Annotated in this window: 1 pseudogene; it reads left to right on the plus strand. The window is 53.9% G+C overall.

What is annotated here, in order from left to right:
* A pseudogene (locus tag MKR94_RS16915) lies at positions 1-230 on the plus strand (hypothetical protein); the annotation flags it as partial.

Raw genomic sequence — 230 nt, forward strand, 5'->3', positions numbered from 1 at the left:
GTTACAGGATCAGTTGGCGACGCAGCAAAAGCAGACGCTCCCCTCGGAGGATCCACTCAATGCTGCGCGCACGGCTGCGGTGACGCAACAACAGGCGATGACTGCGCAATATCAGCAGAATATCACCTCTGCGAACGATGCCTTGACGCGCCAAGATACGTTACTCAGTAGCATGAGCGATCTGGTGCTGTCTTTACAAGATCAGCTGCGCAGTATGAATAACTCAACGC

This window comes from Rosenbergiella metrosideri (assembly GCF_022602565.1).
GTDB lineage: Bacteria > Pseudomonadota > Gammaproteobacteria > Enterobacterales > Enterobacteriaceae > Rosenbergiella > Rosenbergiella metrosideri.